A 24,753-nucleotide genomic window follows, 5' to 3' on the forward strand; every position below is an offset into this window, starting at 1 on the left:
AAAAAGATATGGAAAATTATCAGATCGACAATCTGGACCGCGGCATTCTCGATGCGCTCATGGCCAACGCCCGTACCGCCTATGCCGAACTGGCCAAACAATTCAGCGTCAGCCCGGGCACTATTCATGTGCGCGTCGAAAAGATGAAACAGGCGGGCATCATTACTGGCGCGCGCATTGACGTCAGCCCCAAACAGCTGGGCTATGACGTCGGCTGCTTCATCGGCATTATTCTCAAGAGCGCCAAAGACTATCCCTCCGCCCTCGCCCGCCTGGAAAGCCTGGAGGAGGTGACCGAGGCTTACTACACCACCGGCCACTACAGCATCTTTATTAAGGTGATGTGTAAATCCATCGATGCCCTGCAGCAGGTACTTATCAACAAGATCCAAACAATTGATGAAATTCAGTCCACTGAAACCCTGATCGTGCTGCAGAACCCGATCATGCGCACCATTAAGCCCTGATCGTTTTTTTTAATCCCACATTTTTCCACAGGTAGATCCCAGCTCGCTCACAGCGTACAATACGCCACTCTGAACAGTTGAGCGGGCGATCGGCGATCTATGGCAGACATTACACTTATCAGCGGCAGCACCCTGGGCAGTGCGGAATACGTAGCGGAGCATCTGGCAGAAAAGCTGGAAGAAGCAGGCTACAGCACTGAAATCCAGCACGGCCCGCTGGTGGACGATCTGCAGGCGCAAGGGATCTGGTTAGTTATCTCTTCCACCCATGGCGCCGGCGACATTCCCGACAACCTGGTTCCCTTCTATGACGCACTGCTGGCGCAGCAGGCCGATCTTTCCGCCGTGCGCTTTGGCGCCATCGGGATCGGCAGCCGTGAATACGACACTTTTTGCGGCGCGATCGATAAATTAGAAGCGGCGCTGAAGGCCTGCGGGGCAAAACAGATCGGCGAGACCCTGAAGATCAACGTGCTGGAACATGAAATTCCGGAGGATCCGGCGGAAATCTGGCTGGGATCCTGGAAAAATTTGCTCTGAGAATTGTAAAGATCGTCCGTTCTTCTGTGGATAACCATGCTTAAAAGCTTGGATCAACCGGTAGTTATCCAAAGAATAACCGGAGTATGGTTTTTGAGCTGTGCATAACCCTTCATTCTGATCCCAGCTTATACGGACCAGGATCACCGATCATTCACAGATAGTGATCCTTCTTAAGCTTTTGATCTTACTTCGTGGATCCGACTTATCCACAAAGAGAGTCGATCCTAATAAGAGATCACAATAGAACAGATCTCTATATAAAGATCTTCTTTTTAATACTCAGGATCCCGGAGTCTTTCTCAAAAGACCAAAGCCGAGTAGAATCCACGGCCCGGGCTTCAATCCATTTTCAAACCGCGTTATGCGAGGCAGACCACCATGTTTTATCAGGATCCTTTTGACGTCATTATCATTGGCGGGGGTCACGCAGGCACTGAGGCCGCAATGGCCGCAGCGCGTATGGGTCAACAGACCCTGCTTTTGACACACAATATCGACACACTGGGGCAGATGAGCTGCAACCCGGCGATTGGCGGCATTGGGAAAGGACACCTGGTAAAAGAAGTGGACGCGCTCGGCGGTCTGATGGCCAAAGCGATCGATCAGGCAGGCATTCAGTTTAGGATACTAAACGCCAGCAAAGGCCCCGCGGTGCGCGCCACTCGCGCCCAGGCTGACCGCGTGCTGTACCGTCAGGCGGTACGCACTGCGCTGGAGAACCAGCCGAACCTGATGATCTTCCAGCAGGCAGTGGAAGATCTGATTGTCGAAAACGATCGTGTCGTAGGTGCGGTCACCCAGATGGGCCTCAAATTCCGAGCCAAAGCGGTGGTACTGACCGTCGGGACCTTCCTTGACGGCAAAATCCATATTGGTCTGGATAACTACAGCGGCGGACGCGCCGGCGATCCGCCGTCGATCCCGCTGTCTCGTCGCCTGCGTGAACTGCCGCTGCGCGTCAGCCGGCTGAAAACCGGAACCCCGCCGCGCATTGACGCGCGCACCATCGATTTCAGCGTGCTGGCGCAACAGCATGGCGATAACCCAATGCCGGTCTTCTCGTTTATGGGATCTGCCGATCAGCATCCGCGTCAGGTGCCGTGCTATATCACCCACACTAACGAAAAAACCCATGACGTGATCCGCAATAACCTCGATCGCAGCCCCATGTACGCCGGGGTGATCGAAGGGATCGGTCCACGCTACTGCCCGTCGATCGAAGACAAAGTCATGCGTTTTGCCGATCGCAACCAACATCAGATCTTCCTCGAACCGGAAGGCCTGACCTCAAACGAAATTTATCCGAACGGCATCTCCACCAGCCTGCCGTTCGATGTGCAAATGCAAATCGTCCGCTCGATGCAGGGGATGGAGAATGCGCGGATCGTCCGTCCTGGCTACGCTATTGAGTACGATTTCTTCGACCCGCGCGATCTGAAGCCGACGCTCGAGAGCAAATTCATTCAGGGTCTGTTCTTCGCCGGTCAGATCAACGGCACCACCGGTTATGAAGAAGCTGCGGCTCAGGGTCTGCTGGCCGGTCTTAACGCAGCTCGTTTCTCGGCGGAAAAAGAGGGCTGGGCACCGCGTCGCGATCAGGCCTACCTCGGCGTGCTGGTGGATGACCTGTGTACTCTGGGTACCAAAGAACCGTACCGCATGTTTACCTCTCGTGCTGAATATCGTCTGATGCTGCGCGAAGACAACGCCGACCTGCGTCTGACTGAGCAGGGGCGTGAACTGGGTCTGGTGGATGATGAACGCTGGGCGCGTTACAACGAGAAGCTGGAAAGCATTGAGCGTGAACGCCAGCGCCTGAAATCGACCTGGGTGAACCCTCAGGCTGAGAGCGCTAACGAAGTGAACGCTCACCTGACCGCGCCGCTGTCGCGCGAAGCCAGCGGTGAAGATCTGCTGCGTCGTCCGGAAATGACCTACGAGCAGCTGGTTCAGCTCTCGCCGTTCGCGCCGGGGCTGGAAGATCGGCAGGCGGCTGAGCAGGTTGAGATCCAGGTGAAGTATGAAGGCTATATCGCGCGCCAGCAGGATGAGATCGAGAAACAGCAGCGCAACGAGAATACCTTGTTACCGGCGACACTCGACTACCGTCAGGTCACCGGACTGTCTAATGAAGTGATCGCTAAACTAAACGACCATAAACCGTCGTCGATAGGGCAGGCGTCACGTATTTCCGGGATCACCCCGGCGGCGATCTCTATTTTGCTGGTTTGGTTGAAAAAGCAGGGGATGCTGCGTCGCAGCGCCTGATTGCGGCAGCCTGCCGCGCTGATTTCCCAGTTGCATAATCAGCGTTCGCCTTTATCATTCCTGGCCCGGTAAGCGTTAGCGCCTCCGGGCTCATTATTTTTTGAAGGTACTTACCGTGCTCAACAAACTTTCTCGTCTGCTGGATGAAGCGGGTATTTTGCTCACCGATCACCAGAAAAATCAGCTGGTGGCTTACGTCGGGCTGCTCGATAAGTGGAACAAAGCCTATAACCTGACCTCCGTTCGCGATCCAAATGAGATGCTGGTGCGTCATATCCTGGACAGCATCGTCGTCGCGCCTTATCTGCAGGGCTCGCGCTTTATCGATGTCGGTACGGGACCGGGGCTGCCTGGGATCCCGTTGGCTATCGTGCGCCCGGAGTCGCATTTCACCCTGCTGGACAGCCTTGGCAAACGCGTGCGCTTCCTGCGTCAGGTGCAGCATGAGCTGAAGCTGGATAACGTTACCCCGGTGCAGAGCCGCGTGGAAGCTTTCCCGGCTGAGCCGCCGTTTGATGGCGTGATAAGCCGCGCCTTCGCATCGCTTAATGATATGGTGAGCTGGTGCCATCATTTGCCGGCCGCGAACGGTCACTTCTATGCGCTCAAAGGGTTAGCGCAAAAAGACGAAATGGAAAACCTGCCGGAAGGGTATGCCATAGCCGAGGTCATTGAGCTACATGTTCCTCAGCTGGAAGGGGAGCGGCACCTGGTGGTGATTACGCCAAAATCGAGTTAATTTTTATCAAAAAATGTGGAAAAAATGTGGCCCGTGAATGTTACAAAAATAAAGGACACCTCCCGTTCTAATCGGGCTGCATTTAACCATGTTTTTACTATGGTTTTTCTTGCGGTTAACTTAGCGTAACTGATTCACTGACAAAATAGTCAACTTTGAAAATATCAGGGTGCTAAAAATCGACAACGATAAACAGCATAGCGATGTTAAATTTTTATTATAAATGTCAATAAAAGGTTTTTATTGTATGTGGGGTTGTTTTAGATAATGTCCTCACTTTTTATCTTGAATATCAAAAGCATGAAAAATAGTGTTTTATGTCCTTGATTCATTAAAGGGCGCTTGAAATGTTTATTATGTGATCTAATGCACGCTTTAATTGCCGTGTTTCCACGTTATTTGCAGTTTTGTATGACCGCTCACAGAACGCTGAAATGCGCGGAAAGTTGTCCGTTGGAAAATAATTAAACATTTATTCACTATTTTGCTACTTATTGTTTGAAATCACGGGGCGTCACCGTATAATTTGTCCGCTTTTTGATGCTTGACTCTTCGTCTTAAAGGACGTTTTATACGACACGCGACATACCTCAAAGGGAGCAGGAGTAAAAACGTGATGTCAGTGTCGCTCTTGAGTCGAAACGTTGCTCGCAAGCTTCTGTTTATTCAGTTACTGGCAGTAATGGCAAGTGGACTGCTGTTCAGCCTCAAAGACCCCTTCTGGGGCATTTCCGCGGTATGCGGCGGTTTGGCAGTGGTTTTGCCAAATCTGATGTTTATGATTTTTGCCTGGCGTCATCAGGCGCATACACCAGCAAAAGGCCGTGTGGCCTGGACCTTCGCCTTCGGTGAAGCCTTCAAGGTGTTGCTGACCTTCGCCCTCCTGGCGGTGGCGCTGGCCGTTTTAAAAGTGGTATTTTTGCCACTGATCGTGACGTGGGTTTTGGTGCTGGTGGTACAAGTTCTGGCGCCAGCTGTAATCAACAACAAAGGGTAAAAGGCATCATGGCTTCAGAAAATATGACGCCGCAGGAATACATAGGTCACCATCTGAACAACCTTCAGATTGACCTGCGTACTTTCTCGCTGGTGGATCCGCACAACCCCCCGGCCACCTTCTGGACGCTCAACATTGACTCCATGTTCTTCTCGGTGGTTCTCGGTCTGCTGTTCCTGGCCATGTTCCGTAGCGTTGCTAAGAAAGCGACCAGCGGCGTACCAGGGAAATTCCAGACCTTCATCGAAATGATCATCGGCTTCGTCCATGGTAGCGTCAAAGACATGTACCATGGCAAGAGCAAGGTTATCGCGCCGCTGGCGCTGACCGTGTTCGTCTGGGTCTTCCTGATGAACCTGATGGACCTGCTGCCAATCGACCTGCTTCCTTATATCGGCGAACACATTTTCGGCCTGCCTGCACTGCGCGTGGTTCCGTCTGCTGACGTGAACATCACCCTGTCGATGGCGCTTGGCGTGTTCATCCTGATTCTTTTCTACAGCATCAAAATGAAAGGCGTGGGTGGGTTCGTTAAAGAACTGACCATGCAGCCGTTCAATCACTGGGCGTTCATTCCTGTCAACTTAATCCTTGAAGGGGTAAGCCTGCTGTCCAAACCGGTCTCTCTCGGTCTGCGACTGTTCGGCAACATGTATGCCGGTGAGCTGATTTTCATTCTGATTGCTGGTCTGTTGCCGTGGTGGTCACAGTGGGTTCTGAATGTGCCTTGGGCCATTTTCCACATCCTGATTATTACGCTGCAAGCCTTCATCTTCATGGTTCTGACGATTGTCTATCTGTCGATGGCGTCTGAAGAGCATTGATTTTTACCAACACTACTACGTTTTAACTGAAACAAACTGGAGACTGTCATGGAAAACCTGAATATGGATCTGCTGTACATGGCTGCCGCTGTGATGATGGGTCTGGCGGCAATCGGTGCTGCGATCGGTATCGGCATCCTCGGAGGTAAATTCCTGGAAGGCGCAGCGCGTCAGCCGGATCTGATCCCTCTGCTGCGTACTCAGTTCTTTATCGTTATGGGTCTGGTGGATGCTATCCCGATGATCGCTGTAGGTCTGGGTCTGTACGTGATGTTCGCCGTCGCGTAGTAAGTTGTTAGAAACCTAAGCCACAGAGTTAATTAAAGAGGTATTGTGCTGTGAACATGAACGCAACAATCCTCGGCCAGGCCATCGCGTTTGTTATCTTCGTATGGTTCTGCATGAAGTACGTATGGCCGCCTTTAATGGCTGCCATCGAAAAACGCCAGAAAGAGATTTCTGACGGTTTAGCTTCTGCAGAACGCGCTAAGAAAGATTTGGACCTTGCACAGGCCAACGCGACCGACCAGCTGAAAAAAGCGAAAGCGGAAGCCCAGGTAATCATTGAGCAGGCGAACAAGCGCCGCTCTCAGATTCTGGACGAAGCTAAAGCTGAAGCAGAACAGGAACGCACCAAAATCGTTGCACAAGCGCAGGCTGAAATTGATGCTGAGCGTAAACGTGCACGCGAGGAGCTGCGTAAGCAGGTCGCTATCCTGGCTGTTGCTGGCGCCGAGAAGATCATCGAACGTTCCGTGGATGAAGCTGCTAACAGCGACATCGTGGATAAACTTGTCGCTGAACTGTAAGGAGGGAGGGGCTGATGTCTGAATTTGTAACGGTAGCTCGCCCCTACGCCAAAGCAGCTTTTGACTTTGCCGTCGAACACAACAGTGTTGAACGCTGGCAGGATATGCTGGCGTTTGCCGCCGAAGTGACCAAAAACGATCAAATGGCAGAGCTTCTCTCCGGTGCTTTGGCGCCGGAAACGCTCTCAGAAGCGTTTATCGCTATCTGCGGCGAGCAACTTGACGAAAACGGCCAGAACCTGATTAAGGTGATGGCGGAAAATAATCGTCTGAAGGTGCTCCCGGACGTTCTTGAGCAATTCATTCACCTGCGCGCGGCCAGTGAGGCCATCGCAGAGGTAGAAGTCATATCTGCCAACCAACTGAGTGATGAACAGCTTGCCAGGATCGTCAGCGCGATGGAAAAACGTCTGTCACGCAAAGTTAAGCTGAATTGCAAAATCGATAAGTCTGTTATGGCAGGTATTATCATCCGTGCGGGTGATATGGTCATTGATGGCAGCGTACGCGGCCGTCTTGATCGCCTTGCAGACGTCTTGCAGTCTTAAGGGGACTGGAGCATGCAACTGAATTCCACCGAAATCAGCGAACTGATCAAGCAGCGCATTGCTCAGTTCAATGTTGTGAGCGAAGCTCATAACGAAGGTACTATTGTTTCTGTAAGTGACGGTGTTATCCGCATCCACGGCCTTGCCGAATGTATGCAGGGTGAGATGATCTCCCTGCCGGGTAACCGTTACGCTATCGCACTGAACCTGGAGCGCGACTCCGTCGGTGCGGTGGTGATGGGTCCGTACGCTGACCTCGCCGAAGGCATGAAGGTGAAATGTACTGGCCGTATCCTGGAAGTTCCGGTTGGTCGTGGCCTGCTGGGCCGCGTGGTTAACACCCTGGGCGCGCCAATTGATGGTAAAGGTCCGCTGGAAAACGACGGTTTCTCCGCCGTTGAAGCGATCGCGCCGGGCGTAATCGAACGTCAGTCCGTCGATCAGCCGGTACAGACCGGTTATAAATCCGTTGACGCCATGATCCCAATCGGTCGTGGTCAGCGTGAACTGATCATCGGCGACCGTCAGACCGGTAAAACTGCGCTGGCTATCGATGCCATCATCAACCAGCGTGATTCCGGCATCAAGTGCGTCTATGTTGCTATCGGCCAGAAAGCGTCCACCATCTCTAACGTGGTGCGTAAACTGGAAGAGCACGGCGCGCTGGCTAACACCATCGTGGTGGTAGCGACTGCATCAGAATCTGCTGCACTGCAATACCTGGCGCCATACGCCGGTTGCGCAATGGGCGAATACTTCCGCGACCGCGGTGAAGATGCGCTGATCGTTTACGATGACCTGTCTAAACAGGCTGTTGCTTATCGTCAGATCTCCCTGCTGCTCCGTCGTCCGCCAGGACGTGAAGCGTTCCCGGGCGACGTATTCTACCTCCACTCTCGTCTGCTGGAGCGTGCTGCGCGTGTTAACGCCGAATACGTTGAAGCCTTCACCAAAGGTGAAGTGAAAGGGAAAACCGGCTCCCTGACCGCGCTGCCGATTATCGAAACCCAGGCGGGTGACGTTTCCGCGTTCGTTCCGACCAACGTAATCTCCATTACCGATGGTCAGATCTTCCTGGAAACCAACCTGTTCAACGCCGGTATTCGTCCTGCGGTTAACCCGGGTATCTCGGTATCCCGTGTGGGTGGTGCAGCGCAGACCAAGATCATGAAGAAACTGTCCGGTGGTATCCGTACCGCGCTGGCGCAGTATCGTGAACTGGCGGCGTTCTCCCAGTTTGCATCCGACCTCGACGATGCAACCCGCAAACAGCTGGACCACGGTCAGAAAGTGACCGAACTGCTGAAACAGAAACAGTATGCGCCGATGTCCGTCGCGCAGCAGTCTCTGGTTCTGTTCGCAGCAGAACGTGGTTATCTGGCTGATGTAGAACTGGCGAAAATCGGTAGCTTCGAAGCCGCACTGCTGGCTTACGTCGACCGTGATCACGCTCCGCTGATGCAAGAGATTAACCAGTCCGGTGGCTATAACGACGAAATCGAAGGCAAGCTGAAAGGCATCCTCGATTCCTTCAAAGCAACCCAGTCCTGGTAACGTCTGGCGGTCTGTCTTAGGGCAGGCCGCAAGGCATTGAGGAGAAGCTCATGGCCGGCGCAAAAGAGATACGTAGTAAGATCGCAAGCGTCCAGAACACGCAAAAGATCACTAAAGCGATGGAGATGGTCGCCGCTTCCAAAATGCGTAAATCGCAGGAGCGCATGGCGGCCAGCCGTCCTTACGCAGATACTATGCGCAAAGTGATTGGTCACCTTGCGAACGGTAATCTGGAATATAAGCACCCTTACCTGGAAGAACGCGACGTTAAGCGCGTGGGCTACCTGGTGGTGTCGACCGACCGTGGTTTGTGCGGCGGCTTGAACATTAACCTGTTCAAGAAACTGCTGGCGGAAATGAAAGCATGGTCCGATAAAGGCGTTCAGTGCGACCTCGCAATGATCGGCTCTAAGGGCGTCTCTTTCTTTAACTCCGTTGGCGGCAACGTTGTTGCACAGGTGACCGGTATGGGGGATAACCCATCCCTGTCCGAACTGATCGGCCCGGTAAAAGTGATGTTGCAGGCCTATGATGAAGGCCGTCTGGACAAGCTGTACGTTGTCAGCAACAAATTTATTAACACCATGTCTCAGGTTCCGACGATCACTCAACTGCTGCCGTTACCGGCATCAGAAGACGCTGATCTGAAACGTAAATCCTGGGATTACCTGTATGAGCCCGATCCGAAAGCGCTGCTGGATACCCTCCTGCGCCGTTACGTCGAGTCTCAGGTTTATCAGGGCGTGGTTGAAAACCTGGCCAGCGAGCAGGCCGCCCGTATGGTGGCGATGAAAGCCGCGACCGATAATGGCGGCAGCCTGATTAAAGAGCTGCAGTTGGTATACAACAAAGCTCGTCAGGCCAGCATTACTCAGGAACTCACCGAGATCGTCTCGGGGGCCGCCGCGGTTTAACCAGGTTATTTCGTAGAGGATTTAAGATGGCTACTGGAAAGATTGTCCAGGTAATCGGCGCCGTGGTCGACGTCGAGTTCCCTCAGGATGCCGTACCACGCGTGTACGAAGCCCTTGAGGTACAGAATGGTAATGAAGTTCTGGTGCTGGAAGTTCAGCAGCAGCTGGGCGGCGGTATCGTGCGTACCATCGCCATGGGTTCTTCCGATGGTCTGCGCCGCGGTCTGGATGTAAAAGACCTCGAGCACCCGATCGAAGTCCCGGTTGGTAAAGCTACGCTGGGTCGTATCATGAACGTACTGGGTCAACCGGTCGACATGAAAGGCGACATCGGCGAAGAAGAGCGTTGGGCTATCCACCGCGCAGCGCCGTCCTATGAAGAGCTGTCCAGCTCTCAGGAACTGCTGGAAACCGGCATCAAAGTTATCGACCTGATGTGTCCGTTCGCGAAGGGCGGTAAAGTCGGTCTGTTCGGTGGTGCGGGTGTCGGTAAAACCGTAAACATGATGGAGCTGATCCGTAACATCGCGATCGAGCACTCCGGTTACTCCGTGTTTGCGGGCGTAGGTGAGCGTACTCGTGAGGGTAACGACTTCTACCACGAAATGACCGATTCCAACGTTATCGATAAAGTATCCCTGGTGTACGGCCAGATGAACGAGCCGCCGGGAAACCGTCTGCGCGTTGCGCTGACCGGCCTGACCATGGCTGAGAAATTCCGTGACGAAGGTCGTGACGTACTGCTGTTCGTCGATAACATCTATCGTTACACCCTGGCCGGTACGGAAGTATCCGCACTGCTGGGTCGTATGCCTTCAGCGGTAGGTTATCAGCCGACTCTGGCGGAAGAGATGGGCGTTCTGCAGGAACGTATCACCTCCACCAAAACCGGTTCTATCACCTCCGTACAGGCGGTATACGTACCGGCGGATGACTTAACTGACCCATCCCCAGCCACTACCTTTGCTCACTTAGATGCAACCGTAGTACTGAGCCGTCAGATCGCTTCCCTGGGTATCTACCCGGCTGTTGACCCGCTGGACTCCACCAGCCGTCAGCTGGATCCGCTGGTTGTTGGTCAGGAACACTACGACACCGCGCGTGGCGTGCAGTCCATCCTGCAGCGTTATCAGGAACTGAAAGACATCATCGCCATCCTCGGTATGGACGAACTGTCTGAAGAAGACAAACTGGTGGTAGCTCGCGCACGTAAGATCCAGCGCTTCCTGTCCCAGCCGTTCTTCGTGGCTGAAGTCTTTACCGGTTCTCCGGGCAAATACGTGGCGCTGAAAGACACCATCCGTGGCTTTAAAGGCATCATGGAAGGCGAATACGATCACCTGCCAGAGCAGGCGTTCTACATGGTCGGTTCCATCGACGAAGCCGTGGAAAAAGCCAAAAAACTTTAACGCCTTAATCGGAGGGTGATATGGCAATGACTTACCACCTGGACGTCGTCAGCGCAGAGCAACAAATGTTCTCTGGTCTGGTCGAAAAAATCCAGGTAACGGGTAGCGAAGGTGAACTGGGTATTTACCCGGGACACGCACCGCTGCTCACCGCCATTAAGCCTGGTATGATTCGCATCGTTAAACAGCACGGTCATGAAGAGTTTATCTATCTGTCCGGCGGCATTCTTGAAGTGCAGCCTGGCAGCGTGACCGTCCTGGCGGATACCGCAATTCGTGGTCAGGACCTCGACGAAGCGCGAGCGCTGGAAGCGAAACGCAAAGCGGAAGAGCACATTAAGAGCTCTCACGGCGATGTGGATTACGCTCAGGCGTCTGCGGAACTGGCCAAAGCGATCGCTAAACTGCGCGTTATCGAGTTGACCAAAAAAGCGATGTAACACCGGCTTGAACGTAAAAAGCCAGTCTGGTTTCCAGGCTGGCTTTTTTTATGCCCAGCTGCTGACGAGCGGATGAAGTGAAAACAGAATTCACCCTTAATTGTTATTGATTAGTTAAATGATGAAGCGTAGACTCCGTTTTGTGTGATGTATATCACATAAAATAGCGTTATCAAACTGCACCTGCGTCAGGAAATCATCATGAAACTGTTCCATAAAATCATCGCTAAATTTAGCGTCCTGAGCTTCTAAGCTCCGCGCTATCCCCCCGCTGACATGACGTATCGCCCATCAAAACGACAACACTGGCGATGTGAAACCGGGCAAAGAAGGTCACCTGACGGTGGCCTTTCGTTTTTTATCGCTACATCAATCACTTTGCCGTCCTCCCCCGCCAGCGACTGGCGACGATTATCCTGGTTCTTCCCGCTGTGGGTACTGAAAATCGCTTTCCGCAGCGGCTTTATTCAGGTGGCGAAAAAACAGCAAAAGCAGTGAGATAGTCAATGATTATCCTCCCCGCCCTCCTTTTTCAGCGTTAAACTGATTTGCAGTGGTTAAAAATAGCGTCATAAAATGGTGTATAGCAGTGAGCCTGGACGTTTTCTCCACGTCTCGTTTTATGATGAAAAATATGTAGAAATTTCAACGTGAAAGGCTTTTACTTTTCGTTCTAACTACCGTCAGGATGAGTATGTCAAATAGTGCGATGAGCGTGGTTATCCTTGCCGCAGGCAAAGGGACCCGCATGTATTCCGATCTTCCTAAGGTGCTGCATACCCTGGCCGGGAAGCCAATGGTGCAGCATGTCATTGATGCCGCTAACGATTTAGGCGCATGTGCGGTACACCTGGTGTATGGCCACGGTGGCGATCTGCTGCGTCAGACGCTGCATGAAGACAACCTGAACTGGGTGCTACAGGCCGAGCAGCTCGGAACCGGACACGCCATGCAGCAGGCGGCGCCGTTCTTCAATGATGATGAAGACATCCTGATGCTCTATGGCGACGTGCCGCTGATCTCCGTCGAGACGCTACAGCGCCTGCGCGCCGCGAAGCCGCAGGGCGGGATTGGTCTGCTGACGGTGAAGCTGGATGATCCAACCGGCTACGGCCGCATTACCCGTGAAAATGGCCAGGTGACGGGCATCGTTGAGCACAAAGATGCCAGCGAGGCGCAGCTCCAGATTCAGGAAATTAACACTGGGATCCTGATCGCCGGCGGAGCGGACCTCAAGCGCTGGCTGGCGAATCTCACCAATAACAACGCCCAGGGCGAATACTACATCACCGATATCATCGCCATGGCGCATCAGGAAGGTCGCGAGATCGTTGCCGTGCATCCCCAGCGCCTGAGCGAAGTCGAAGGCGTCAACAACCGCCTGCAGCTTGCGCGCCTGGAGCGCGTCTACCAGGCTGAGCAAGCGGAAAAGCTGCTGCTGGCGGGAGTGATGTTGCGCGATCCGGCGCGTTTCGATCTGCGCGGTACGCTGCAGCACGGGCGCGATGTGGAGATCGATACTAACGTTATTCTGGAAGGCTGCATCGTGCTGGGCGATCGAGTGAAAATCGGCGCCGGCTGCGTGATCAAAAACAGCACCATCGGCGATGATTGTGAAATCAGCCCCTACAGCGTGGTGGAAGATGCCCAGCTGCAGGCGGCCTGCACCATCGGTCCATTTGCCCGTCTGCGCCCGGGCGCCGAATTGCTGGAAGGCGCCCACGTTGGCAACTTCGTGGAAATGAAAAAGGCGCGTCTCGGCAAAGGCTCCAAGGCGGGTCATCTGACCTATCTGGGCGATGCGGAGATCGGTGATAACGTCAATATCGGCGCGGGCACCATCACCTGCAACTACGATGGCGCGAACAAACACAAAACGATTATTGGCGACGATGTCTTTGTCGGCTCGGATACCCAGCTGGTGGCCCCGGTTACGGTAGGCAACGGCGTCACTATCGCCGCCGGCACCACCGTCACACGCAATATCGCCGATAACGAACTGGTGTTGAGCCGCGTGCCGCAGGTCCATAAGCAGGGCTGGCAGCGTCCGGTGAAGAAAAAATGAACAGAATTGTCGCCGGGGGTGTACAACGCCAGGCGAACCAGGATGAGAGGGTCAACATAGATCCCCGTCCGCAGGCAGTACCATAACAATAACCCCACTCTCTACAAGGCTCGGGGCGCCCGGAAAACGGGCAAATACAGGTCAGCGACAACGCATGGCATATCGCCATTATCAGGAAATTTAACTATGTGTGGAATTGTTGGCGCAGTCGCGCAGCGTGATATTGCTGAAATCCTTCTCGAAGGTTTACGTCGTCTGGAATACCGTGGCTATGACTCTGCCGGTCTGGCGGTAGTCGACAGCGAAGGTCATATGACCCGCGTGCGTCGCCTGGGTAAGGTACAGATGCTGGCTCAGGCGGTCGAAGAGCAACCGTTACACGGTGGTACCGGGATCGCCCATACTCGCTGGGCGACGCACGGCGAACCGTCTGAGAGCAATGCGCATCCGCATGTTTCTGAACACATTGTGGTGGTCCATAACGGGATCATCGAAAACCACGAGCCGCTGCGCGCATTGCTGCAGTCTCGCGGCTATGTCTTCGTCACTGAGACCGATACCGAAGTTATCGCCCATCTGGTGCACTGGGAGCTGGAACAAGGTGGAACCTTGCGTGAAGCCGTGCTGCGCGCCATCCCGCAGCTGCGCGGCGCCTACGGCACCGTGATCATGGATACCCGCGACCCGGGTACCCTGCTGGCGGCCCGCTCCGGTAGCCCGCTGGTTATCGGTCTGGGCATGGGGGAAAACTTTATCGCCTCCGACCAGCTGGCGCTGCTGCCGGTTACCCGCCGCTTCATCTTCCTTGAAGAAGGCGACATTGCGGAAGTGACTCGTCGCTCGGTAGTGATTTTCGATAAATCCGCTGCGCAAGTGAAGCGTCAGGAGATCGAATCCAATCTGCAGTATGACGCCGGCGATAAAGGTATCTATCGCCACTATATGCAGAAAGAGATTTTCGAACAGCCAAATGCGATTAAGAACACCCTGACCGGGCGTATCAGCCACGGCGAAATCGATCTCAGCGAGCTGGGGCCGAACGCCAATGAAATGCTGGCTCAGGTTGAACATATTCAGATTGTTGCCTGCGGGACCTCCTATAACTCCGGGATGGTCTCCCGCTATTGGTTCGAGGCGTTAGCCGGCGTGCCGTGCGATGTGGAAATCGCCTCCGAATTCCGCTATCGGAAGTCTGCGGTGCGTCGTAACAGCCTGATGATCACCCTTTCCCAGTCTGGTGAAACCGCCGATACCCTGGCGGCGCTGCGTTTGTCGAAAGAGCTGGGCTATCTCGGCTCGCTGGCCATCTGCAACGTGCCGGGCTCGTCGCTGGTGCGTGAATCCGATCTGGCGCTGATGACCAAAGCCGGAACGGAAATTGGCGTGGCCTCGACCAAGGCCTTTACCACTCAGCTGACGGTGCTGCTGATGCTGGTGGCGAAACTGGCGCGATTGAAAGGCCAGGATGCGTCCATTGAGCATGATATCGTCCACGGCCTGCAGGCGCTGCCGAACCGTATCGAGCAGATGCTCTCCCAGGACAAGCGTATTGAGCAGCTGGCAGAGCGTTTCTCTGATAAGCATCATGCGCTGTTCCTTGGCCGCGGCGATCAGTACCCGATCGCTATGGAAGGGGCGCTGAAGCTGAAAGAGATCTCCTATATTCATGCGGAAGCCTACGCGGCAGGCGAGCTTAAGCACGGCCCGCTGGCGCTGATTGATGCGGAAATGCCGGTGATCGTAGTGGCGCCGAACAATGAGCTACTGGAAAAACTGAAATCCAACATTGAAGAGGTTCGCGCCCGCGGCGGTGAGCTGTACGTTTTCGCCGACGGTGACGCCGGCTTCAACGGCAGCGACAACATGCACATCATTGAGATGCCGCATGTCGAAGAGAGCATCGCGCCTATCTTCTACACCGTACCGCTGCAGCTGCTGGCTTATCACGTTGCGCTGATCAAAGGCACTGACGTTGATCAGCCGCGTAACCTGGCGAAATCGGTCACGGTTGAGTAACGTATTATCTCTTTTGCAAAGGGCTGCCGGCGGCGGCCCTTTTTTATTTTTACCTGCTGTTTTTCGCCGATCTTGTGCGCAATATCTGGGGAGGCGATAGATGACAAACGATCGTTTTGCTCTGCGATTTCGCTGTCATAAAAAGAAAATTATTCTGTCATTGTGTGGTCATGCTAGTAGATAACCATTTGAGTTATAAGCGTATAATTTGACGTAAAATCCCCCCTACCGGCGTGTCATAAAACTGTCATAATTCGTACATTTTACTGTCACCTCTTTGACCTATTTTGCTCACCATAGCCTCGAAACAATGATTTACGAATCCCAGCAGGAGACATTATGAACGTTATGCGTACCACCGTCGCAACAGTTGTCGCCGCGACCTTATCGATGAGCGCTTTCTCTGCTTTCGCAGCAGCAAGCCTGACTGGCGCAGGTGCAACTTTTCCTGCGCCGGTGTATGCCAAATGGGCTGACACCTATCAGAAAGAAACTGGCAATAAAGTGAACTACCAGGGTATTGGTTCCTCTGGTGGCGTTAAACAGATTATTGCCAACACCGTGGATTTCGGTGCTTCTGATGCTCCGCTGGCTGATGACAAACTGACCCAGGAAGGCCTGTTCCAGTTCCCGACCGTGATTGGCGGCGTGGTGCTGGCGGTTAACCTGCCTGGCGTGAAATCCGGCGAGCTGGTGCTGGATGGCAAAACCCTTGGCGATATCTACCTGGGTAAAATTAAAAAATGGGATGACGAAGCGATCGCTAAGCTCAACCCGGGTCTGAAGCTGCCGTCGCAGAATATCGCCGTGGTTCGCCGCGCCGATGGTTCCGGTACCTCCTTCGTCTTCACCAGCTACCTGTCCAAAGTGAATGAAGAGTGGAAATCGAAAATCGGCGCAGGCTCTACCGTTAACTGGCCAACCGGTCTGGGCGGTAAAGGCAACGACGGTATCGCCGCCTTTGTTCAGCGTCTGCCGGGCTCGATTGGTTACGTCGAATACGCTTACGCCAAGCAAAACAACCTGGCGTACACCAAACTGGTCTCTGCCGACGGCAAGCCGGTTAGCCCGACTGAAGACAACTTCGCTAACGCCGCAAAAGGCGTTGACTGGAGCAAGTCTTTCGCTCAGGACCTGACTAACCAGAAAGGTGAAAACGCATGGCCGATCACCTCAACCACCTTCATCCTGGTGCATAAGGCGACGAACAAGCCTGAGCAGACCGCCGAAGTGCTGAAGTTCTTTGACTGGGCGTATAAAAACGGCGGGAAAGAAGCCAATGCGCTGGATTACGCGACGCTGCCGGAAAGCGTGGTAGAGCAGGTTCGTGCGGCATGGAAAACCAACGTCAAAGACAGCAGCGGTAAAGCGCTGTACTAAAAGTAGATTTTTGACGAAGATGGCGGGGGCGTTCAGGCGCTGCCCGCCCTACGGTTCAGACTGTAGGCCCGGGAGCCAACGCCACCGGGCATTTATTCGAACAAGTTTTAATACGTAAAGAGTAATCTATGGCTGCAACCAAGCCTGCATTTACCCCTCCGGGGAAAAAGGGTGACATAATTTTCAGTGCGCTGGTAAAACTGGCTGCGCTGATTGTGCTATTGATGCTGGGCGGCATCATCGTTTCCCTGATCATCTCTTCCTGGCCGAGCATTCAAAAGTTTGGCTTTGCCTTTTTGTGGACCAAAGAGTGGGATGCGCCCAACGAAATCTTCGGCGCGCTGGTGCCGATCTACGGAACTCTGGTGACCTCCTTTATCGCGCTGCTGATCGCCGTCCCGGTGAGCTTCGGCATCGCGCTGTTTCTGACTGAACTGTCCCCCGCCTGGCTCAAGCGCCCGCTGGGCATTGCGATTGAGCTGCTGGCGGCAATCCCGAGTATCGTGTACGGCATGTGGGGCCTGTTTATTTTCGCCCCGCTGTTTGCGACTTACTTCCAGGAGCCGGTGGGTAACGTCCTGTCGACCATCCCGTTCGTCGGCGCGCTGTTTGCCGGCCCGGCGTTTGGGATTGGCATTCTCGCCGCTGGCGTCATTCTGGCCATCATGATCATCCCTTATATCGCCGCGGTCATGCGCGATGTTTTCGAACAGACGCCGGTGATGATGAAAGAGTCGGCCTATGGCATCGGCTGCACCACCTGGGAAGTGATCTGGCGCATCGTTTTACCGTTCACCAAAAACGGGGTGATCGGCGGCGTGATGCTCGGTCTGGGCCGCGCGCTGGGTGAAACCATGGCGGTCACCTTTATCATCGGCAACACCTACCAGCTCGACAGCATATCGCTGTATATGCCGGGGAACAGCATTACCTCCGCGCTGGCCAACGAATTCGCCGAAGCGGAAACCGGCCTGCACGTGGCGGCGCTAATGGAGCTGGGCCTGATCCTGTTCGTTATCACCTTTATCGTTCTGGCGGCGTCGAAGTTTATGATTATGCGCCTCGCGAAGAATGAGGGGGCACGCTAATGGCGACCATTGAAATGCAAAGCACCGCCGAGCTGGCGGAGTCCCGCCGCAAGATGCAGGCCAAACGCCGCATGAAGAACCGTATCGCTCTGGCGCTGTCGATGGCCACCATGGCGTTTGGTTTGTTCTGGCTTATCTGGATCCTGATGGCGACCATAACCCGCGGCTTCGACGGCATGAGTCTGGCGCTGTTTACCGAAATGACGCCGCCGCCGAATACCGCGGGCGGTGGTCTGGCCAACGCCCTCGCCGGCAGCGGCCTGCTGATCCTGTGGGCAACCGTCTTTGGTACGCCGCTGGGTATCCTCGCCGGAATTTATTTGGCGGAGTATGGCCGCAAGTCGGTGCTGGCTGAAATTATCCGCTTTATCAACGATATTCTGCTTTCCGCACCGTCTATCGTGGTCGGCCTGTTCGTCTACACCATCGTGGTGGCGCAGATGCAGCACTTCTCGGGCTGGGCGGGCGTTATCGCCCTGGCGCTGCTGCAGGTGCCTATCGTTATTCGTACCACCGAAAACATGCTGAAACTGGTGCCGGATAGCCTGCGTGAAGCGGCCTATGCGCTGGGGACGCCGAAGTGGAAGATGATCTCGGCGATCACCCTGAAAGCCTCCGTCTCAGGGATTATGACCGGGATCCTGCTGGCTATCGCCCGTATCGCTGGGGAAACGGCGCCCTTGCTGTTCACCGCGTTGTCTAACCAGTTCTGGAGCACCGACATGATGCAGCCGATTGCCAACCTGCCGGTGACCATTTTCAAATTTGCCATGAGTCCGTTTGCGGAGTGGCAGCAACTGGCATGGGCCGGGGTATTGATTATCACCCTGTGCGTCTTGCTGCTGAACATCCTGGCGCGCGTTATCTTCGCCAAGAAGAAACACGGTTAATTTTTTGCGGCGCAGCCACGGCTGCGCTGAATGAGGAAGAGATTGAGATGAGTATGGTGAATACAGCTCCGGGTAAGATTTCAGTTCGTAACCTGAACTTCTACTACGGCAAATTCCATGCCCTGAAGAACATCAACCTGGATATCACCAAAAACCAGGTAACGGCGTTTATCGGTCCGTCAGGCTGTGGTAAATCCACCCTGCTGCGCACGTTCAACAAAATGTTTGAACTGTATCCAGAGCAGCGTGCGGAAGGTGAGATCCTACTGGATGGCGACAATATTCTGACTAACACCCAGGATATCGCCCTGCTGCGCGCTAAGGTTGGCATGGTGTTCCAGAAGCCAACGCCGTTCCCGATGTCCATTTACGACAACATCGCTTTCGGGGTGCGCCTGTTTGAAAAACTGTCCCGTGCCGATATGGACGAGCGCGTGCAGTGGGCGCTGACCAAAGCCGCATTATGGAACGAAACCAAAGATAAACTGCACCAGAGCGGGTATTCTCTCTCCGGTGGTCAGCAGCAGCGTCTGTGTATTGCCCGCGGTATCGCGATCCGCCCGGAAGTGCTGCTGCTTGATGAGCCGTGCTCCGCGCTGGACCCGATCTCCACCGGGCGTATCGAAGAACTGATCACCGAGCTGAAACAGGACTACACCGTCGTTATCGTGACTCACAACATGCAGCAGGCTGCGCGTTGCTCCGACCATACGGCATTTATGTATCTTGGCGAGCTGATTGAGTTCAGCAATACGGATGATCTGTTCACCAAGCCCGCGAAGAAACAAACTGAAGATTATATTACTGGCCGCTACGGTTGATTTGCCCTTGTGCTTTCAGGCTCTCACCAGTTGGGCAATCAGGAGACACCATGGACAACCTAAATCTTAACAAACATATTTCCGGCCAGTTCAACGCTGAACTGGAGTATATCCGCACCCAGGTGATGACCATGGGGGGGCTGGTGGAGCAACAGCTTTCTGATGCGATCACCGCAATGCATAACCAGGACAGCGAACTGGCGAAACGCGTGATTGACGGCGACAAACAGGTCAACATGATGGAAGTGGCGATCGATGAAGCCTGCGTGCGCATCATCGCCAAGCGCCAGCCGACCGCCAGCGACCTGCGCCTGGTGATGGCGATCATCAAGACTATCGCTGAGCTGGAACGCATTGGCGATGTGGCGGATAAAATCTGCCGTACCGCGCTGGAGAAGTTTTCCCAGCAGCATCAGCCGCTGCTGGTGAGCCTTGAATCGCTGGGCCGCCATACGGTGCAGATGCTGCATGACGTGCTGGATGCCTTCGCGCGTATGGATCTCGACGAGGCGGTACGTATCTATCGCGAAGACAAGAAAGTCGACCAGGAATATGAAGGCATCGTACGTCAGCTGATGACCTACATGATGGAAGACTCGCGCACTATCCCCAGCGTCCTGACGGCGCTGTTCTGCGCGCGCTCCATCGAGCGTATCGGCGACCGCTGCCAGAATATCTGCGAATATATTTTCTACTTCGTCAAAGGCCAGGATTTCCGTCATGTGGGCGGCGATGAACTGGATAAATTGCTCGCTGGTAAAGATCCGAAAGAGTAATAATCATTTTGTCTAATTCTGATGAATGGATTTATCAGAATTAGATATGATTCCTCCACCGGCAGCGATATTGCTGAGATTATCGTCACAATTAACAGGCTGCCCGTTTGAGTTCTTCATTTTATCGCGTAACAATCAGCATCCACTGACTGAGCGCGCAAGCTCAGAATGTTTTAAACGGATTGTTACTGCGACAGCAGGCAAAACCTGATATTGCCCCCACGGCGGCGATATCAGGTTTTTTTATGCGTGCGAAGAATGACTTAATAAGGGTTGCTACCGCGATGCGCGGGCAAAACCTGAAGAGGATTATCTGTTAAGGCAGATCGTCTTCTTCGGGTTTTTTTGCTTTTTTCCAGGCGCAAAAATAACAGTCCCCGCGCCCTTAAGCGGTATGGATAAAGCTATTTGAACCCGCGCGATGCTTGTCGCTGTCGTTTTTATTAATGCCAATACTTATATAAGGGAATATTATGATGAGAAAAACCAGGATCGCTTCGGCGATAGCCTTGCTGGCGCCGCTTTGTTATTCAACCTCCCTGATCGCGAGCCAGCTGACGGTAGAGCAACGGCTTGAGTTGCTGGAAAAAGCGCTCAGCGATACGCAAAAAGAGCTCAAAAAATATCAAGACCAGGAGAGAAAAAGAGACCAGATTTGGGCCTCATGGTCTCCGCCTGCAGAGAGCCAGAAGCGCAACGTCGCGGCGGCAGCCGGACCGAAAGCAGCGGTGAAACCGGATGCGGTACTGGTCAAAAATCAACAACCTGCTACAGACAGTGCACCAGCCTACAGCGCGATGACGCTGAAAGATTTTAGCAGGTTCGTCAAAGATGAAATTGGCTTTAGCTATAACGGCTACTTCCGCTCGGGCTGGGGAACCGCCTCGCATGGCTCGCCAAAATCGTGGGCCATCGGCTCGCTTGGCCGTCTGGGCAATGAATATTCCGGCTGGTTCGATCTGCAGCTGAAGCAGCGGGTGTTTCAGGAAGGCGATAAACGCGTCGACGCCATCGTGATGCTCGACGGGAACGTTGGCCAGCAGTATTCCACTGGCTGGTTTGGCGACAATGCCGGCGGCGAAAACTACATCCAATTCTCGGATATGTACGTTAACACCAAAGGATTCCTGCCGTTTGCCCCGGAGGCCGATTTCTGGGTCGGCAAACACGGTGCGCCAAAAATCGAGATCCAGATGCTGGACTGGAAAACGCAGAGAACCGATGCGGCGGCTGGCGTGGGGCTGGAAAACTGGCAGGTTGGCGTCGGGAAATTCGATATCGCGCTGGTGCGGGAAGATGTTGATGACTACGATCGTTCCTTGAGCAATAAGCAGCAAATAAACACCAATACCCTTGATATCCGTTACAAAGAGATCCCGCTGTGGGATAAAGCCAGCCTGATGGTCAGCGGACGCTATGTCGCTGCCAACCAAAGTTCTTCTGAGAAATATAAAGAGGGCAATGAAGGCTATTATCCATGGAAAGATACCTGGATGGCCGGCACCTCGTTAACGCAAAAATTTGCTAACGGCGGCTTTAACGAATTCTCTTTCTTACTGGCGAATAACTCCATTGCCAGCAGCTTCTCGCGCTATGCCGGATCCAGCCCCTATACAACCTTTAACGGCCGCTATTATGGCGACCATACCAATGGCACCGCCGTGCGCTTAACCTCGCAAGGGGAAACCTATTTACGTGATGACATTATTATGGCGAATGCCATCGTTTACTCTTTTGGTAACGACGTTTACAGCTACGAGACCGGGGCCCACTCCGATTTTGAATCCATCCGTACGGTCCTGCGACCGGCTATCTGGAATAAATATAACCAGACCGGCGTCGAACTGGGGTACTTCAAGCAGCAAAACAAAGATGTTACCGGCAAAAAATATAACGAGTCCGGCTATAAGACCACGCTGTTCCATACCTTCAAAGTTAATACCAGTATGCTGACCTCGCGCCCGGAAATTCGCTTCTATGCCACCTATATTAAAGCGAAGGATATCGACCTGGATAAGGCCGCGAATAACACCACCAGCATTTTTGAAGACGGTAAAAACGATCAGTTTGCCGTAGGGGCGCAGGCGGAAATCTGGTGGTGAGACGATAACAGAACGGACACAACATAAGAGGAATAACGATGAAACGACATGCAATTTATTTCGCCCTGGCGCTGGCGGGCGCGGCGTTCACCATTCAGGCGGCACCGTTGCCCGCGGTGCCGGACCCCTCCCTGCCGGTGAGCCACTTTATCACCCAAGTTAACGCGGATAAAAGTATCACTTACCGCCTGTTTGCCCCTGATGCCCGGCGGGTTTCGGTAGTCACCGGCGCCACGCCGGACACCTTTGTCTCGCACGACATGACCAAGGCAGCGGACGGAGTCTGGACATGGAAAAGCGAGCCGATGAAGCCCAATCTCTATGAATACTATTTCGATGTGGATGGCTTCCGCTCGGTAGATACCGGCAGCCGCTATCAGAAGCCGCAGCGCCAGGTGAACACCAGTTTGATTCTGGTGCCGGGCAGTATTCTTGACGATCGGGCGGTCGCGCACGGCGATCTGCGCACCCTTACCTATCACTCAAAGGCACTGAACGCTGAACGTCGTCTCTATGTCTGGACGCCGCCGGGTTATAGCGGAACCGGCGATCCGCTGCCGGTGCTCTATTTCTATCATGGCTTTGGCGACAGCGGCCTGTCGGCCATCGATCAGGGGCGGATCCCGCAAATCATGGATAACCTGCTGGCGGAGGGCAAGATCAAGCCAATGCTGGTGGTGGTCCCGGATACCGAAACCGATATCCCGGAAGCCATCGCGGAAAACTTCCCGCCGCAGGAGCGACGCAAAACCTTCTATCCGCTAAATGCGAAAGCGGCTGATAACGAGCTGATGAACGATATCATTCCGCTGATTGATGCGCGTTTTAATGTGCGTAAAGACGCGGATGGCCGGGCGCTCGCCGGGCTGTCGCAGGGCGGCTATCAGGCGCTGGTCTCCGGAATGAATCATCTGGAGAGCTTTGGCTGGCTCGCCACGTTTAGCGGCGTCACAACCACCACGGTGCCGAATGCTGGTGTGGAAGCACAGCTGAAGCATCCTGAGGCGATCAATAAACAGCTGCGTAACTTTACCGTGGTCGTCGGGGAAAAAGATTCCGTGACCGGCAAAGACATCGCGGGTCTGAAAAGCGAGCTGGAAAAACAGAAGATCAACTTTGACTATCACGCCTATCCCGGCCTGAACCATGAAATGGACGTCTGGCGCCCTGCCTACGCGGAGTTTGTGCAAAAACTGTTTAAATAGCCGGAGGGGGCGTTTAGCCCCCGTTTTCCGCGAGTGAAGAAAGACAAGATGAAAGTGCTTGTGTCCGAAGATAATGAGTTAAGCCGGTCGCCAGCCATCCTGTTCTGGGCGAGATCACAGCGCTACCGGGCTACCCTTGCTGCCAACCGTCGCCCGGCCAGGCGACGCCGGGGGCTAGCGAGTGATATCCCAACCGCGCGCTTTCCACAATGCCGGCAGCGCAGCCAGATCGGTAAAGGTTGTCACTTTGGGATGATCGATTGGCGGGTTGTGCGGATCGGCGCAGAAGTAGAACACCTCCATGCCGGCGGCTATTCCCGATTGTGCACCTGCACTGGAATCATCAACCAGAATGCAGTTCTCAACGTTAACGTTCATCGCCTTTGCGGCATGGAACATCAGCGCCGGATCGGGTTTCCAGCGCTGAATATCGTAGCCGCTGTACAACCGGTCAGCGAAATGGTGCAGCAGGCCGGTGCGGCCAAGAGAGTGTTGCATCTTACTGACCGGGCCATTGGAGACCACGCACATCGGGACGCTTACCGCATCCAGCAGCGCCTGGGCTCCAGCAATCACTTCCAGTTCACTATCGAACAGGCGGGAGACTTCCGCACGGTAAATCGGCTCCAGGGTGGCCTTTTGCAGGTTAACGCCATGCTCGGCGTTGATGGTGTCGATTATTTCGTACAGCTTTACGCCTTTGAAGCGCTTAAAAATCTCTGCAAGCTCCAGCGTAATGCCAAATTCCTGGAACATGTGCACGTAGGCGCGGGAGCAAATTACCTCGCTGTCGACCAGCGTGCCGTCACAGTCAAAAAATACTGCTTCTGGTTGAGTCATAGCCATTCCATATTAACAAGTTTAACGTTTTCGTCATGTCCAATGCCGCGACGCAATC

23 protein-coding genes are annotated in these 24,753 nt (G+C 54.0%); 22 read left to right on the forward strand and 1 reads right to left on the reverse strand.

The window, feature by feature from the left end; genetic code table 11:
- Window positions 1-8: 8 nt before the first annotated feature.
- The 22 genes from asnC to ABLV76_RS05310 all read left to right on the forward strand — a co-directional run bounded on the left by asnC (window position 9) and on the right by ABLV76_RS05310 (window position 23,855).
- The gene (gene asnC / locus ABLV76_RS05205) at window positions 9-467 is read left to right on the forward strand and encodes a transcriptional regulator AsnC (RefSeq protein ID WP_002882510.1); all 459 of its coding nucleotides are present in this window, start codon (window positions 9-11) and stop codon (window positions 465-467) included.
- Between the two features lie 99 nt (window positions 468-566).
- Complete coding sequence (gene mioC, locus ABLV76_RS05210; RefSeq protein WP_017899651.1) at window positions 567-1,007, forward strand: FMN-binding protein MioC; 441 nt, start codon at window positions 567-569, stop codon at window positions 1,005-1,007.
- Between the two features lie 381 nt (window positions 1,008-1,388).
- The gene (mnmG, locus tag ABLV76_RS05215; protein ID WP_004202313.1) at window positions 1,389-3,278 is read left to right on the forward strand and encodes a tRNA uridine-5-carboxymethylaminomethyl(34) synthesis enzyme MnmG; all 1,890 of its coding nucleotides are present in this window, start codon (window positions 1,389-1,391) and stop codon (window positions 3,276-3,278) included.
- 115 nt (window positions 3,279-3,393) lie between these two features.
- A complete protein-coding gene (gene rsmG / locus ABLV76_RS05220) occupies window positions 3,394-4,017 on the forward strand; it encodes a 16S rRNA (guanine(527)-N(7))-methyltransferase RsmG (protein ID WP_004202311.1) in 624 nt (207 codons plus the stop codon).
- A gap of 616 nt (window positions 4,018-4,633) precedes the next feature.
- The gene (gene atpI, locus ABLV76_RS05225; RefSeq protein WP_004202310.1) at window positions 4,634-5,014 is read left to right on the forward strand and encodes a F0F1 ATP synthase subunit I; all 381 of its coding nucleotides are present in this window, start codon (window positions 4,634-4,636) and stop codon (window positions 5,012-5,014) included.
- An 8-nt stretch (window positions 5,015-5,022) separates the two neighbouring features.
- Complete coding sequence (gene atpB / locus ABLV76_RS05230; protein ID WP_004202309.1) at window positions 5,023-5,838, forward strand: F0F1 ATP synthase subunit A; 816 nt, start codon at window positions 5,023-5,025, stop codon at window positions 5,836-5,838.
- 48 nt (window positions 5,839-5,886) lie between these two features.
- Window positions 5,887-6,126: a F0F1 ATP synthase subunit C gene (atpE, locus tag ABLV76_RS05235; RefSeq protein WP_000429386.1), complete on the forward strand. Its 240-nt coding sequence runs from the start codon at window positions 5,887-5,889 to the stop codon at window positions 6,124-6,126.
- A gap of 50 nt (window positions 6,127-6,176) precedes the next feature.
- Entirely contained in the window at window positions 6,177-6,647 is a 471-nt protein-coding gene (gene atpF / locus ABLV76_RS05240) for a F0F1 ATP synthase subunit B (RefSeq protein WP_004107293.1), read from the forward strand.
- 14 nt (window positions 6,648-6,661) lie between these two features.
- The gene (gene atpH, locus ABLV76_RS05245; protein ID WP_004202307.1) at window positions 6,662-7,195 is read left to right on the forward strand and encodes a F0F1 ATP synthase subunit delta; all 534 of its coding nucleotides are present in this window, start codon (window positions 6,662-6,664) and stop codon (window positions 7,193-7,195) included.
- A 12-nt stretch (window positions 7,196-7,207) separates the two neighbouring features.
- Window positions 7,208-8,749, forward strand: coding sequence for a F0F1 ATP synthase subunit alpha (gene atpA, locus ABLV76_RS05250; RefSeq protein WP_004144995.1), 1,542 nt, complete (start codon window positions 7,208-7,210; stop codon window positions 8,747-8,749).
- A gap of 50 nt (window positions 8,750-8,799) precedes the next feature.
- Window positions 8,800-9,663 (forward strand): F0F1 ATP synthase subunit gamma, encoded by an 864-nt coding sequence (gene atpG, locus ABLV76_RS05255; RefSeq protein WP_004144996.1) that lies wholly within the window; start codon window positions 8,800-8,802, stop codon window positions 9,661-9,663.
- A gap of 26 nt (window positions 9,664-9,689) precedes the next feature.
- Complete coding sequence (atpD, locus tag ABLV76_RS05260) at window positions 9,690-11,072, forward strand: F0F1 ATP synthase subunit beta (RefSeq protein WP_004144997.1); 1,383 nt, start codon at window positions 9,690-9,692, stop codon at window positions 11,070-11,072.
- Between the two features lie 20 nt (window positions 11,073-11,092).
- Entirely contained in the window at window positions 11,093-11,512 is a 420-nt protein-coding gene (locus tag ABLV76_RS05265) for a F0F1 ATP synthase subunit epsilon (protein WP_001251971.1), read from the forward strand.
- A gap of 694 nt (window positions 11,513-12,206) precedes the next feature.
- Window positions 12,207-13,577: a bifunctional UDP-N-acetylglucosamine diphosphorylase/glucosamine-1-phosphate N-acetyltransferase GlmU gene (gene glmU, locus ABLV76_RS05270; protein WP_348878210.1), complete on the forward strand. Its 1,371-nt coding sequence runs from the start codon at window positions 12,207-12,209 to the stop codon at window positions 13,575-13,577.
- 186 nt (window positions 13,578-13,763) lie between these two features.
- Entirely contained in the window at window positions 13,764-15,593 is a 1,830-nt protein-coding gene (gene glmS / locus ABLV76_RS05275) for a glutamine--fructose-6-phosphate transaminase (isomerizing) (protein WP_004202303.1), read from the forward strand.
- 339 nt (window positions 15,594-15,932) lie between these two features.
- Entirely contained in the window at window positions 15,933-16,973 is a 1,041-nt protein-coding gene (pstS, locus tag ABLV76_RS05280) for a phosphate ABC transporter substrate-binding protein PstS (RefSeq protein ID WP_004150308.1), read from the forward strand.
- A gap of 128 nt (window positions 16,974-17,101) precedes the next feature.
- The gene (pstC, locus tag ABLV76_RS05285) at window positions 17,102-18,061 is read left to right on the forward strand and encodes a phosphate ABC transporter permease PstC (RefSeq protein WP_004202302.1); all 960 of its coding nucleotides are present in this window, start codon (window positions 17,102-17,104) and stop codon (window positions 18,059-18,061) included.
- Window positions 18,061-18,951 carry a phosphate ABC transporter permease PstA gene (pstA, locus tag ABLV76_RS05290; protein ID WP_004202301.1) on the forward strand — a complete coding sequence of 297 codons (891 nt, stop codon included), beginning with the start codon at window positions 18,061-18,063 and terminating at the stop codon, window positions 18,949-18,951. The genes pstC and pstA overlap by 1 nt, the downstream gene beginning before the upstream one ends.
- A gap of 47 nt (window positions 18,952-18,998) precedes the next feature.
- Entirely contained in the window at window positions 18,999-19,772 is a 774-nt protein-coding gene (pstB, locus tag ABLV76_RS05295; RefSeq protein WP_004145006.1) for a phosphate ABC transporter ATP-binding protein PstB, read from the forward strand.
- Window positions 19,773-19,822: 50 nt separating this feature from the next.
- Complete coding sequence (phoU, locus tag ABLV76_RS05300; RefSeq protein WP_004107251.1) at window positions 19,823-20,548, forward strand: phosphate signaling complex protein PhoU; 726 nt, start codon at window positions 19,823-19,825, stop codon at window positions 20,546-20,548.
- Between the two features lie 473 nt (window positions 20,549-21,021).
- The gene (locus ABLV76_RS05305) at window positions 21,022-22,650 is read left to right on the forward strand and encodes a carbohydrate porin (RefSeq protein WP_348878211.1); all 1,629 of its coding nucleotides are present in this window, start codon (window positions 21,022-21,024) and stop codon (window positions 22,648-22,650) included.
- 38 nt (window positions 22,651-22,688) lie between these two features.
- Window positions 22,689-23,855 (forward strand): alpha/beta hydrolase-fold protein, encoded by a 1,167-nt coding sequence (locus ABLV76_RS05310; RefSeq protein ID WP_004202296.1) that lies wholly within the window; start codon window positions 22,689-22,691, stop codon window positions 23,853-23,855.
- A gap of 174 nt (window positions 23,856-24,029) precedes the next feature.
- Here ABLV76_RS05310 and yieH read toward each other — a convergent pair whose 3' ends face one another.
- Window positions 24,030-24,695: a 6-phosphogluconate phosphatase gene (gene yieH, locus ABLV76_RS05315; RefSeq protein ID WP_048293941.1), complete on the reverse strand. Its 666-nt coding sequence runs from the start codon at window positions 24,693-24,695 to the stop codon at window positions 24,030-24,032.
- Window positions 24,696-24,753: the final 58 nt, after the last annotated feature.

Source organism: Klebsiella sp. GB_Kp047 (assembly GCF_040065235.1).
GTDB lineage: Bacteria > Pseudomonadota > Gammaproteobacteria > Enterobacterales > Enterobacteriaceae > Klebsiella > Klebsiella quasipneumoniae.